At 68.5% G+C, this 12,855-nt stretch carries 9 protein-coding genes; 5 read left to right on the top strand and 4 right to left on the bottom strand.

Features of this window, described 5'->3' with window-relative positions; translation table 11 throughout:
• Nucleotides 1-116 precede the first annotated feature (116 nt).
• From V7067_RS10395 to rsmA, 3 genes are all read left to right on the top strand, one after another.
• Nucleotides 117-2,465 carry an LPS-assembly protein LptD gene (locus V7067_RS10395; RefSeq protein ID WP_334175830.1) on the top strand — a complete coding sequence of 783 codons (2,349 nt, stop codon included), beginning with the start codon at nt 117-119 and terminating at the stop codon, nt 2,463-2,465.
• A gap of 154 nt (nt 2,466-2,619) precedes the next feature.
• Nucleotides 2,620-3,546, top strand: a complete 927-nt coding sequence (locus V7067_RS10400) for a SurA N-terminal domain-containing protein (protein ID WP_334175831.1) — start codon at nt 2,620-2,622, stop codon at nt 3,544-3,546.
• A 51-nt stretch (nt 3,547-3,597) separates the two neighbouring features.
• Nucleotides 3,598-4,506 (top strand): 16S rRNA (adenine(1518)-N(6)/adenine(1519)-N(6))-dimethyltransferase RsmA, encoded by a 909-nt coding sequence (gene rsmA, locus V7067_RS10405; RefSeq protein WP_334175832.1) that lies wholly within the window; start codon nt 3,598-3,600, stop codon nt 4,504-4,506.
• A gap of 413 nt (nt 4,507-4,919) precedes the next feature.
• Here the strand turns inward: rsmA and V7067_RS10410 are convergent, their stop codons facing one another.
• Nucleotides 4,920-5,609 carry a hypothetical protein gene (locus V7067_RS10410; protein ID WP_334175833.1) on the bottom strand — a complete coding sequence of 230 codons (690 nt, stop codon included), beginning with the start codon at nt 5,607-5,609 and terminating at the stop codon, nt 4,920-4,922.
• Nucleotides 5,610-5,646: 37 nt separating this feature from the next.
• Nucleotides 5,647-9,135, bottom strand: coding sequence for an AsmA-like C-terminal domain-containing protein (locus V7067_RS10415; RefSeq protein WP_334175834.1), 3,489 nt, complete (start codon nt 9,133-9,135; stop codon nt 5,647-5,649).
• 521 nt (nt 9,136-9,656) lie between these two features.
• On the opposite strand from V7067_RS10415, the gene V7067_RS10420 reads away from it, so the two are divergent.
• Both V7067_RS10420 and V7067_RS10425 read left to right on the top strand, forming a co-directional pair.
• Nucleotides 9,657-10,142 carry a peroxiredoxin gene (locus V7067_RS10420; RefSeq protein ID WP_334175835.1) on the top strand — a complete coding sequence of 162 codons (486 nt, stop codon included), beginning with the start codon at nt 9,657-9,659 and terminating at the stop codon, nt 10,140-10,142.
• Nucleotides 10,139-10,996, top strand: a complete 858-nt coding sequence (locus tag V7067_RS10425) for a ferritin-like domain-containing protein (protein ID WP_334175836.1) — start codon at nt 10,139-10,141, stop codon at nt 10,994-10,996. Before V7067_RS10420 ends, V7067_RS10425 begins: the two co-directional genes overlap by 4 nt.
• Nucleotides 10,997-11,008: 12 nt before the next feature.
• Here V7067_RS10425 and V7067_RS10430 read toward each other — a convergent pair whose 3' ends face one another.
• Together V7067_RS10430 and prfB are read right to left on the bottom strand one after the other, a co-directional pair.
• A complete protein-coding gene (locus V7067_RS10430) occupies nt 11,009-11,638 on the bottom strand; it encodes a cell wall hydrolase (RefSeq protein WP_334175837.1) in 630 nt (209 codons plus the stop codon).
• Nucleotides 11,639-11,905: 267 nt separating this feature from the next.
• Nucleotides 11,906-12,855, bottom strand: a 950-nt coding sequence (gene prfB, locus V7067_RS10435; RefSeq protein ID WP_334175838.1) for a peptide chain release factor 2, incomplete at its 5' end; no start/stop codon positions are given.

The raw sequence follows: 12,855 nt of genomic DNA on the forward strand, positions 1-12,855 counted from the left end.
ATTGCCGCGTGGGCTCCGGGGATCGTCGCCGCCCTTCTGGGCGTGACAATTCTCCTGAACGTGGAGGACGGATGACGCGCCCGCAGCCGAGGCCGGTTACGGACGGGAACAGACGATTGCGGACGCTGCTGCTTGGCGCGACCGCGATGACGCTGGTCTTTTGCCTTACGGCACCTGCAAATGCGCAGTTCTCGTCCCTTGGCATCAACGAAGCGACCGGAGCCACGGCCGACCCCAACAGCCGGATGCTGCTGGAGGCGGATCAGGCGGACTATAACTCCAAGACCGGCGCCGTGCAGGCGAGCGGCAACGTTCAGGTTTATTACGACGGCAACACGCTGGTCGCCCAGCATGTGAAGGTGGACCAGAAGGCCGACCGGCTTTCGGCCGAAGGCGGCGTGCGCGTGACCTCGCCCGATGGCAACGTGGTGCAGGCCCGCTCGCTGGAAGGCGACACAAAGCTGGAGAATGCGACGCTCTACGGCGTGCGCGCCGATACCGAGCAGCGCACCCGCATTGCCGCCGAGGAAGCCCAGCGCACCGGCGGCGAGACCACCGTGTTCCGCAAGGCCGTCTATACCGCGTGCCCGACGTGCACCGATCTGCGGCCCAACAAGGCGCCGACCTGGCAGATCAAGGCCAAGGAGATCGACCACGTCAAAAGCGAGCAGATGCTCTACTACAAGGACGCCACGCTGGAGTTCTGGGGCGTTCCTCTGATGTGGATGCCGTATCTGTCGCAGCCCGACCCGACGGTGAAGCGCAAGACCGGCTTCCTCATCCCGACCATCATCAGCGGTTCGGGCATCGGCACCGGCGTGCGCCTGCCCTATTTCTGGGCGCTGGCGCCGAATTACGATGTCACCGCCACGGTCGTGCCGCTGTCCAAGCAGGGTGCGCTGCTGGAGGCGGAAGGCCGCTACCGCTCGCTCTCCGGCGACATGAGCATCTACGGGTCCGGTATCTATCAGGCCGACCCGGGCGCCTTCAGCGGCACCGACGGCGACCGCACCTTCCGCGGCCTCATCAAGTCGGACGGCAAATACTGGATCAACCCGGAATGGAGCTGGGGCTGGGATCTGGGCTGGAGCACCGATCCGACCTTTACCAGCGACTACCAGCAGCCGGTCAGCGGCACCGAGATCATCAACCAGCTGTTCCTGAACGGCCTCGGCGATCGCAACTATTTCGACTTCCGCGGCTATGCGTTCCGTGTCCTGCAGCAGAATCAGGACATGGCGACCATCGATCCGCCGGCGCCGTTCACGCCCTACGGCACTTACCAGCAGGAGAAGCAGCCGGTCGTCCATCCGGTGATGGACTATAACGGCGTCTTCAGCGACCCGGTGTGGGGCGGCGAGGCCTCCTGGCAGAGCAACATCACGTCGCTGACCCGCGACATGACCGATGCCTTCACGGTCGCCACCAACGACGACACTGACTATGTCACCCGCTTCCGCGGCGTGTCGGGCACCTACACGCGTATCAGCGGCAATTTCCAGTGGCGCCGGCAGTTCATTGACAGCTACGGCCAGACCATCACGCCGTTCACCTATCTCGACACCTCGCTCTATTCGCTGGAGAACGTCGACGGCGCGGTGACCCAGCTTGCCAACAACTCGGTTGCCGGCCGCATCATGCCCGCGGTCGGTATCGAGTATCGTTATCCCTGGCTCATCACCAGCAAGTTCGGCAATCAGGTGATCGAACCGATCGCCCAGATCATCGCCCGGCCGAACGAAACCTACATCGGCAAGCTGCCGAACGAAGATTCGCAGAGCATCGTGTACGACGACACCACGCTGTTCGAGTGGGATAAGTTCTCCGGCTTCGACCGCATCGAAGGCGGCACCCGCGCCAACGTGGGCGTGCAGTACACCCTGCAGACGCCAAGCTACGGCGCGCTGACCGCCATGCTCGGCCAGTCCTACAACATCGCGGGCGTCAACTCGTTCGCGGTGCCGGACATTCTGGACTCCACCGACGATTCCGGCCTGCAGCAGAATGCCTCCGACGTCGTCGCCCGCGTGGCCTTCGACACCCAGCTCGGCCTGCGTCTCGGCAGCCGGTTCCGCTTCGACGCCGACGATTTCTCGATGAACCGCGTCGAGGTTGCCGCCAACGCCACGCAGGGGCCGCTGACCACGCAGCTGACCTACGCCTTCCTCGGCCGCCAGCCGGGCCTTGGCATCGACGACGACCGCGAGGAAATTCACGGCGCGGCCAATCTGCGCCTCATCGACGAATGGCGCACGTTCGGCGCCGTGCGCTACGACATCCTGAACAAGCAGGTGGTCGGCGACGGCTTCGGCATCGGCTACGACGGCGAGAGCCTGAGCGTTTCGCTGGCGCTGACGGAGGACCGCTCCGGTTCGAGCGGCCTTGCGGTGGACCGCACCGCCTTTCTGCGCATCGGCCTGCGCACGCTCGGCGATCTGTCCTACTCGAGCGGCCTCGGCCAGTGACGCCGGTTCGCGACTTGCTCTGGCAGCCTTTGTTTTGCCATATGCGACGGCTGCATTTTAACCATGTCGTGATCCGGCCGATTCGGCCGGGTGCCGGACGGCGCCCCGCCACAGAGGCCCAATAACGAAGATGCCGATGACTGGAGCCCGCATCGTGACCGCATTCAGACTGGCGTGCGTGCTGGCCTGCGCGCTGACCTTCGGCTCGGTGGCCGGAGTGCATCCCGCGGCCGCGCAGATGACCGTGAAGGTGGTCGTCAACGATCTGCCGATCACAAGCTACGACATCGCCCAGCGCGCCGCGCTTCTGAAGCTGACGGTGCGGCCGCCGAACCCCACGCAGGCGGCCATCGACGAGCTCATTCAGGAACGCCTGCAGTTTCAGGAAGCCGGGCGCATGGGCGTCAAGGTGCCGGATTCGCAGGTCAATCAGGCTTTCGACAGCATCGCCCAGCGCGTGAAGCTGACCCCGGCCCAGCTCGGGCAGGTGCTGGCTCAGGCCGGCTCCAGCGCAGCGGAACTGAAGTCGCGCCTGCGCACCCAGCTGATGTGGGGCGAGGTGGTGCGCAAGAAGTTCCGCGGCTCCGGCGGCGTGTCCGATCAGGATGTCGTGCGGGCGCTGGCGGCCAAGGGCACCGGCAACATCAGCCACAAGACCGTCGAATGGGATCTGGTGAAGATCACCTTCGTCGTGCCGGCCAAGACCGCGGCGGCCGGGCGCCCGGCCCGCATGACCGAGGCCGAGCAGCTGCGCGCCCGCTTCACCTCGTGCGAGCAGGGCATTCCGCTGGCCAGGGGCCTGCCGGCCGTGGTGGTGAAGCCGCTCGGCAAGCGCATGGAATCCGATCTGCCGAAGCCGATGATTGAAATTCTCAACTCCATCCCGGTGGGCCACCTCGGCAAGCCGGATAACGGCGAGAACGGCATCGACATGATTGCCGTCTGCGGCCGGCGCGAGCTGGCCAGCGATGCCGCCGCGCGCGCCGAGATGCGCGACGAACTGACCAACGAGCAGGGCAATCTGGCCGCCCGTCGCTATCTGCGCGATCTGCAGCGCAATGCCGTGATCGAGTATCGCTGATGATGGACCGGACCGGGGCTGCGGCCGGACGGCTGCGGGCGGAGCGCTGAGGTGGCTGCCCTCGATGGCCTGCCGCCGCTGCGCGAGGTGATTGCCGCGCACGGGCTGGCGGCGCGCAAGTCGCTCGGGCAGAACTTTCTGCTCGACCTCAACCTCACGGGCCGCATCGCACGTTCGGCCGGCGATCTGGAGCGCTCGACGATTGTCGAGGTCGGTCCGGGGCCGGGCGGGCTGACGCGGGCGCTGCTGGCCTGCGGTGCGCGCCATGTGGTGGCGGTGGAACGCGACGAACGCTGCCTGCCGGCGCTGGCGGAAATCGCCGCCCACTATCCGGGCCGCCTGACGGTGATCGCCGGCGATGCGCTGACGACGGACCTTGCCGCCGCGGCAGCCGCCGCACCGGGCGCCGAGGCCGGCGGGCTGACGCAGATCGTCGCCAATCTGCCCTACAACATCGGCACCCAGTTGCTGCTGCAATGGCTGGAGGCCGACCCGTGGCCGCCGTGGTGGAACCGGCTGACGCTGATGTTCCAGCGCGAGGTTGCGCAGCGCATCGTTGCCGAAGCCGGCGACGATGCCTATGGCCGGCTGGGCGTGCTCGCCGGCTGGCGGTCGCGTGCGGATATCCTGTTCGATGTCGCCGCCAGCGCCTTCACGCCGCCGCCGAAGGTCACCTCGTCCATCGTGCAGCTGACACCGCGCGCCGAGCCGCTCGCCTGCGACGGGCGGCTGCTGAGCCGCGTCACCGCCGCTGCCTTCGGCCAGCGCCGCAAGATGCTGCGCGCGAGCCTGAAGAGCCTCGGCCACGACAGCGAGGCCCTGCTCGCCGCAGCCGGCCTGCCACCGACCGAGCGCGCGGAGAACATTCCTGTCGCGGGTTTCGTCGCACTGGCCAATGCCCTCGCCGCCCTCGCGCCGCGCCGTCCCGCTCCCGCCGCCTCGCCCTCGCCGGAGGCGTAAGGCCGGGGAGAGGCGTAAGGCCGACCGACGGGCGCGGACAGCCGAACCGGAAAAGCCGGTTGGCCGCATGGCCCGTGCGCGGCAACGAGGGCGCAATGCCGGGGTGCGACGGGCCCGCGCAGGCACAGCCATCATCGGGCCGCCAATCGGGCGGTGCAGAGAGCAGCGCAGAGGCAGGAACAGCCTCCATCGGCCGCGCGGTGCGCGGCCGGACGGACACCAGCAGGTCTTTTCCGCTGAGGTCCTGTCCTCAGAGAGGTCTGTCCCTCAAGGACCTTGCCCTCAAAGACCCTGTCCTCGGAGACCTTGCCCTCGGAGACCTTGGACCTTGTCCTCGGAAACCTTGCCCGCTGCGCTATGCGCGGCCGCACCGGGCCCGCCCGGCATCTGGCGCGGGCGGCCGGCGGGCCGGGTCAGCGGCCGGGCTTTACGGCCGGCCGGTCGCGGGCGGCAAGGCTCTCCACCAGTTCCATCACCTTTTCATGGGCCGAGTTCTGCGGGTCGCGCAGTTCGGCGGCGGTGTGGCTGGCTGCCAGCCGGGCCAGACGGGCAAGGGTGCGCATGCGCTGGCGCCGGCTGTTCTGCAGATCGCTCGGCGCATAGCGGAACAGAATGCGCGTGAACTGCCCCTCGCCGAACAGCCGGTTCAGTTCGGTCGTCGCCGTGTAGAGCAGGAACAGCACAAGGATCCAGGCCTGAATGAACAGGAAGCGGTGCCAGTCGATGGTATCGAGCAGATTGACGATGAAGCTGCCGCTGTGCCGTTCGAACAGCAGATGGTGCGCCCACGCCTCGATCAGCCGCGCGACGAACACGAACGCCCAGTAGATCACCGCCTTGAACAGCACCGGCTGGATCAGCGGCGCATTGTCGAAGCGCCGCAGGAACGGCATGCTGTCTGCCACCAGAACGGCCTTGCCGACCACCAGAGCCGCCATGATGGCCGCCAGATAGGAAACCGCGAACAGCAGGTCTTCGCGCAGCAGCAGTTTCTGCGTGGCAAGAATGAAGCAGAAGCCGATGGCGAAGAACGCCGTTGCAGGCAGCGCATGGCGCGCCTCCTCCAGCACGAACCGCACGGCACCGGCCAGACGTTGCGTCATTGGTTTCCCTTCCGAATCGGCGACGAGCCGCCGCCCGTCACTTGTATTCGAAAATGCGGCGCAGAATGCCCGGCGTCACGCCGGAGATCGGATTGTAGGTCAGCGCGGGCGCGGAGACCGGACCGTCGAGGCGGAAAGTGACGCCGATCAGGCCGCCATCCGGCCCGCCGCCCAGAATCTGGCCAATGACCGGAATCTTCGTCACGAGGTTGTTGACCGCGAAGATGGGAATGAACGTGCCCGTCAGCGCAATCCGCTGGCTGGCGAGATTGAGCGTGCCCGAGGCCGTGCCACCGGACGATTCGCCCCGCAGCACGATGTCGGAGAGCGTCAGCACATCGCCTTTCATCGAAAAGGCGATGTCGAGGCTGCGGAAGGCCGAGCCGGCATCGGGCGGCGGCTGCACGCGGGCGCCGGTCTTGCGGCTGACCTGCGTGGCCGCCGTGCTGACCAGCCCGGTCAGGGCCGGATCCTGATTGATGCTGAACTGCGTGACCTGCACCGTGCCCTGACTTGCACCGGATTTGGCAATGGCCGCCTTCAGCGTGCCCTGCCCGCCTTCCATGCGCGGATAGACATCGAGAAAGCGCAGCAGCCGCCCGGTGTCGCCGGCTGAGGCGTTGAGCGCCGTGCCGCCGCCGTTCGCCGCCTGCAGCGTCACCGTCACACCGCCGCCGCCCTGCCCGGTCTGGCCGGAAGCATTGAGTTGCGTCATCCGGCTGCCGGCCAGCGCGGCCTTCATCTCCATGTTGGAGAGCGACACGTTGCCGAAGCCGATCAGGCGGCCGATGCGGGCGCTGAGGCTGATTGGCGGCCCGGCGGCCGCGGCGCCGGCCTTGTCGCCGGAGCTTTTCTTGAGCTGCTGGATCAGCCCGCGCCCGTCATAGGAATCGCCGGTAATGGCGATGGCATAGCCCGCCCCGTTGCGGGTGATGCGGACTTTGAGATTATCGCCGGGCCTCAGGGCAAAGCGGCTGAAGGTGGCTTCCTGCAGGCCGGTTCTGGCGTCGAGCGTCAGCCCGCCGGTGATGGAAACGCCATCCGCCGTGACCGCGAGATTGCGGATGGTGAAGAGCGTGTCCTTCTGGTCCATGTCGAAGGTCGCCGCCGCGGCCGCGCCGGCCGCCTTGGTCCAGCCGATGCCGGGAATGGTCAGCCGCGCCGCCGTCAGGTCGAGCGACACCTGCTTGAGCCCGGTCGCGCTCTCGCTCATCGTCACGCCCACCGTGCCGCCGATGAGCCCGCCGAAATCGAGCCCTTTGGCCTTCAGGTCCGCCTCGCTCACCTGCAGGGTGATGCCGGCTTTGCCGGGCGGGGCGTTGGGGCCCGTGGCCTGCGAGATGCTGACATCGGCGGTGAAACCGTCGATCGTCGCCTTGCCGGTCAGCGTCATCTGGGCGTTGTCGGCGGTCACCGTCACATTGGCATTGCTGATGGTGTGGTCGCGGATCGGCACGGCGCTTGAAACGCCGGTCAGCACGGCCTGAATCTTCCACCGCACCAGCTTCTCGTCGATGGTGTCGCGCACCGGCCCGGCAACGTGGAAATCGACCTTCGCCTGTCCGCTGATGGCCGACGGCGTGATGCCGAGCGGCTTCATGGCGTTGATGGGCTTGTCGTCGGCCAGCGCCGCCAGCGCTCTGGCCTCGCCGGTCAGGGTGCCGTCGACGGTGATGTCGATGGCCCGCGAGCGCAGATCGCTGGTTACGACGCGAATGGCGCTGCCGGCAATGGGCGCCCCCAGCGCGGCCTGCAGCGCGGCGCTGCCGACGGTGACGACGATGTGATTGTCCTGCATCACCAGTTGCCCGGCACCGTTGGTGGCGTCGGGCATGGCCGGCGGCAGCTTCATCGCCGCACCGGTGAAATCGACCCGGAATTCCGCCGGCACCGCATCGGGCGAAACGGTGGTCGGATCGGTGTCGAAATCGAGCGGCGTCATGCGCAGCTTCATGGTGGCGTTGGGGATGAACCCGGCGAGAATGTTGCCGATGACCCACTTGCGGCCCGGTGTGGCGCTGAAGCTGGGCCACAGGCGGATGAAGGTGGAATAATCGACATTCGTCATCTTGCCGTCGATGGCGCCGCGCGGACCGTTGGGGCCGAAATCGAACGCCGCCTGAAGCGAGGCCTGCTGGCTGCCGGCGATGGCCTCCACCCGCTCCAGCGTGAACCGGCGGGTGGTCGGATCGAACGTGCCGTCGATTGCGGTGCTGTCCAGCACCACCGGCTGACCCGGAATGTCCACCGGGGCGATGCGCGCGCGCGGCAGCGTCAGGTCGAAGCGCCACTGGGTGCCGCCCGGCTTCGGCGCCGTCACGGTGCCGGCGAGCACGATTTCCGAGGCGCCGAACAGGATCGGCGACGGGCTGATGGCGATGTCGCCGGCCTGCGGGCGCCAGGCCAGGCTGATTTCGGCGCGCTGCAGCACCGTGCCGTCCTCGCCCAGCTTGATGGCACCGGTGCCGGCGCCCAGCCGCGCCGAGGCGGCAACGGCCCGGCCGGCGGCATCGAAGCGGCTGTCGACATGGGGAGAGAGCGTCAGCCCCGGGGCGATGAAATCGAGCCCGAAGGCCGTGGCGAGGCTGATGCCCGAGGCATCGATCTTCACCTCGGTGCCGCCGCCGGCCAGCGGCAGCCGTGAGAAGCCGGCCTGCCACTCCTGCCCGCCGGCGGTGGCCCTCATCACGCCGCGCACCATGCCGCCCGCGGCGGTGCCCACCGTCACCGCCACGTGCTGCAACACCAGCGGCGGCACGGCCGGCTGGTCGCGCGGCACGGTGATGCTGCCGTCCACGATGGTCGCCAGTTCCAGCCCGCGGTCGAAGGCCAGCGTGGAAAAGCGGCCGAGGCGCTCGTTCAGCATCTCCAGCAGAGCGACCGGCTCGGGATTGGTCATCTGCGCCGGCGGCAGCGGCGCAAGTTTCAGGTCCACGCCCTCGATGGCGATGGAGTGGATGCGCAGGCCGGCGCCGGTAAGGAAGGCGCTGGCGTCGACATCGAACACCGCGCGCGACACCGTGGCCGTGCCGACCGGCCCGCTGAAATGAATATCGCCGCCATAGACCACAAGGCCGTGGGCAAGGCTGAAGCCGACCTCCACCTGCCCGACCCCGGCGGAGCCCTCCCGGCCGGCCAGCGTTGCCAGCACAGAGTTGATTTCGCGCTCCAGCATGCCCAGCCGCACCGGGCCGACCAGCATCCAGACCACGAGGATCGCGGCCGGCACGCCGGCCAGCACCGCAAGGCACCACAGCACGAGGCGCAGGAGGTGATTGCGACGCCGCGGCCGCGCCTTTGCCGGTGCGGCAACCGGGGCCGCGGCTGCCGCCGGAGTGGCGGCACCCGGCCCGTCCGGCGCCGGGCGGTCCGTTGCCGGCCGCTCTTTCGCAGGGCTGCCTGCGGCCGGTTCTGCAGCCGGCTGCACCGCTTCGGCCGCGGCAATCGCCGCGGTCTGCGGCCCCTCGCCGGTGGCCTGCGGCGGAGATGCCCGAAGCGCAGACGGCTCGTCCGCGTCGGCGGGCACCGGCGTGACCGGCGCCGCGGCGGGCGGAGGGGACGCAGACGGAGAGGACGCAGATGGCGCAGAGGCGGATGGGGCAGAGGCGGACGGAACAGCGCCTGCGGACGGCGTGGCCACGGCATCCCCTTCGGGCGGCACGGCTGCCGCACGCTCCGGGGCTGCCTGCGCGCCCGGTGCCGCAGCGGCCCCGTCGCCGCGCGGCGCGGCGGCGGCCGGCACGGCGGGCCGGGGGCCATTGCGGTTTTCGAACTGCTCCATTGCGCACTTCACGGCTTTGGCCCTGCACTCAGGCAAGGGCAGTCGAAAAACCGGCCCGCAAGGGCGGTGGCAAGTCACATTGACGACCCCGCCCGGGCACCCTCAATAAGGCACCTTGGACGCTCGCAGTGCGGCTCGTCAACCAGCCTCGCCAGAACCGTGGAAACTTTGCCCACGAACCGGTGACCAACCGCCATCCGGCCGCCTGCACCGCCGTTCCGCCTGTCCGTTTCCTGTCCGCACCCAGCCAGAAAGGCCCGACGATCATGAGCGACAGCAGCCCGGTTTCCCTCGCCGCCGGCCAGAGCGCGCCGGATTTCGTCCTTGAAAGCGAATCCGGCCCGGTCAGCCTTGCCAGCCTCGCCGGCAAGGCGGTCGTGCTGTATTTCTATCCCAAGGACGACACCTCCGGCTGCACCCGCGAGGCGCAGGATTTTTCGGCGCTGAGCGAGGCCTTTGCCGCTGCCAACACGGTTGTCATCGGCATCTCGCCGGATTCGGTGGCGAGCCATGCGAAGTTCCGCATCAAGCATCACCTGAAAGTGCATCTGGCCTCCGACGAGGCGAAGACCGTGCTGCAGGCCTATGGCGTCTGGGCGCAGAAATCGATGTATGGCCGCACCTACATGGGCGTGGAGCGCACGACGGTGCTCATCGATGCCGCCGGCACCATCGTGCAGATCTGGCGCAAGGTGAAGGTGGCCGGCCATGCCGAGGCGGTGCTCGACGCTGCGCAGGCACTCGGCGCATGAGCGATCCGCGTGCCGGTGCCGGGCTGCCGCCCTCTCTGGCGGCGGCTGCCCGGCTGATCGTGGCTGCTGACGACCCGGCGGAAAAGGCGGCCCGTGCGCGCGAGGCCGCCGCGGCGTGGCGCGCCGGCCGGCTTTCGCTCGCCCGCCCGACGCTCGATCCGCCCTGCCCGGAGCGTCCCGGCCGGCCGGAGCGGCCGCTGCTGCTGGCCCCGCGCGACATGCCCAGGCGCTCCCTTCCCAACCGCGGCGAAAGCTCGGAGAAGGGCCGCATCGGCCTCATCCACGCGCTGGCGCACATCGAACTCAATGCCGTGGATCTGGCGTGGGATATCGTCGGCCGCTTCGCCCACATCGCCATGCCGCGGCCGTTCTATGACGACTGGGTGCGCGTCGGGCTGGAGGAAGCCATTCACTTCACCCTGCTCAACGAGCGGCTGGCCCGGATGGGGGCCACCTATGGCGACCTGCCGGCCCATGACGGCCTGTGGCAGGCGGCGCAGGAGACCGGCCACGACCTTTCCGCCCGCCTCGCCATCGTGCCGCTGGTGCTGGAAGCGCGCGGGCTGGACGTGACGCCGCCGATGATCGTGCGCGCCCGGGAGACCGGCGACGACGACACCGCGGCGATTCTGGAGCGCATCTATACCGACGAGAAAGGCCACGTCGCCATCGGCACGAAGTGGTTCCGCTTCATGTGCGACCGGCAGGGACTGGTGCCGGAGCCGACTTTCCATGCTCTGGTGCGCCGGCATTTCCGCGGGCCGCTGAAGCCGCCCTTCAACGACCGCGCCCGTTCGGAAGCCGGCCTCACGCCCGGCTTCTATCACCCGCTCGCCGCGCTGGCGCGCAGCTGACGGCGGCCGCGCTCAGTAGAGGCTGCCCGCCCCGCCGGAATCGGTCTGCCGCAACAGATCCTCAATCGAGGCCGGCGCGGCAGCAGCCGGGGCGGCGACGGGCGCCGGCAGCGGCTCCGGCACCGTCTGCGCCACGCGCCGCTCCACCGGCTGCGGCACCGGCAGCGGTGTCAGCCCGCCAACGGGATAGGCCGGCACCGGGCTCGGCGTGCGGCCCGGCGGCGGCAGTGCAACGCGGGCCGGCGCGGCCGTAGTGCTGCGCGAGGCGAGTGCGATGGGCGAGCTCGCCCGCACCGGCACTGTGCCGTGATTGTAGAAGGCATTGCCGCCGGCAATCGCCACATAGGTGCGGTTCGGCCGCGGATAGCTGGAATCGTGGGTGTGGAAGTACATCACACCCCGCAGGCCCGGATACCGCTGGCCGGCGAGCACCGCGTTCGCGACCTTGTAGGCGCGATACTTGGCCTTGCCGACCATGGGCTTGCGCAGCACGCCCGGTGCAAACTGGCTGGTCTGGCCGACCACGCCGCACACGCTGCGCGGATATTTGCGGGAAGAGACGCGGTTCATCACCACCGTGCCGACGGCCAGCATGCCGGCTTCCGACGAGCGGTTCGATTCGAAATACATGACACGCGCCATGCAGTCCCGGTCCGTCATGGTCGGGAACAGGCCGCATCCGGCAAGGGAGGCCGCGCCAAGCACCACCGCAACGGTGGGCCGTATCAGGCGCCACGCAATTGATGTCATGGTGCCACAGTGGCACGAGGCGCGTTAATGGCGGCTGAGCGGGATCGGCGCAATTGCATGCACCGCCTCTGAAAACCATGCACCGCTTCTGAAAACGCAGCGGCCGGCGGACCCCTTCGGTTCCGCCGGCCGTTTCTGCCGCCACCCTGCCGGGCGGGCTCAGTCGATATCCGACACCGCCACATCGGCGCCGCCGCCGATGCGCTGCACCAGCGAGGCTTCCATGAACGGATCGAGATCGCCGTTCAGCACGTCGTCGGGCGCCGTGCTGGTCACCCCGGTGCGCAGGTCCTTCACCATCTGGTAGGGCTGCAGCACATAGGAGCGGATCTGGTGGCCCCAGCCGATGTCGGTCTTGGAGGCTGCCTCGGCCATGGCCTTCTCTTCGCGCTTTTTCAGTTCCAGCTCATAGAGGCGCGCGCGCAGCATCTGCCAGGCGGTTGCGCGGTTCTTGTGCTGGGAGCGCTCGTTCTGGCAGGCCACCGCGATGCCGGTCGGAATGTGGGTCAGGCGCACCGCCGAGTCGGTGGTGTTGACGTGCTGTCCGCCCGCGCCCGACGACCGGTAGGTATCGGTGCGCACGTCGGCCTCGTTGATCTCGATGTGAATCGAGTCGTCGACCTCCGGATAGACCCAGACGCTGGCAAACGAGGTCTGGCGGCGGGCATTGGCATCGAACGGCGAAATGCGCACCAGCCGGTGCACGCCCGATTCCGTCTTCAGCCAGCCATAAGCGTTGTCGCCCTTGACCTCGATGGTCGCGGATTTCACGCCGGCCTGTTCGCCGTCCTGCTCTTCGATCAGGTCCACCTTGAAGCCGTGCTGTTCGGCCCAGCGGGTGTACATGCGCAGCAGCATCAGCGCCCAGTCCTGGCTTTCCGTGCCGCCGGCGCCGGCATGCACTTCCAGATAGGCATTGTTGCCGTCTGCCTCGCCGGACAGAAGCGCCGAGATCTGCCGCTTGGAAAGGTCGGCCCTCAGCGCACGGAGCTGCTCTTCCGCCTCGTCCACGATGGACGGCTCGTCCTCGGCCTCGCCGAGTTCGATCAGACCTACCGCGTCGTCAAGCTCGCGCGAAAGCCGCGTCACCGCCTCGATCTGGGATTCGA

Source organism: Pseudoxanthobacter sp. (assembly GCF_036822375.1).
Lineage (GTDB): Bacteria > Pseudomonadota > Alphaproteobacteria > Rhizobiales > Segnochrobactraceae > Pseudoxanthobacter.

Bases quoted from the DNA above. Each gene is read 5' to 3' on its own strand.
- V7067_RS10410 (WP_334175833.1), bottom strand. From the start codon at position 5,609: ATGACGCAACGTCTGGCCGGTGCCGTGCGGTTCGTGCTGGAGGAGGCG.
- V7067_RS10430 (WP_334175837.1), bottom strand. From the start codon at position 11,638: ATGGCGCGTGTCATGTATTTCGAATCGAACCGCTCGTCGGAAGCCGGC.
- V7067_RS10420 (WP_334175835.1), top strand. From the start codon at position 9,657: ATGAGCGACAGCAGCCCGGTTTCCCTCGCCGCCGGCCAGAGCGCGCCG.
- V7067_RS10425 (WP_334175836.1), top strand. From the start codon at position 10,139: ATGAGCGATCCGCGTGCCGGTGCCGGGCTGCCGCCCTCTCTGGCGGCG.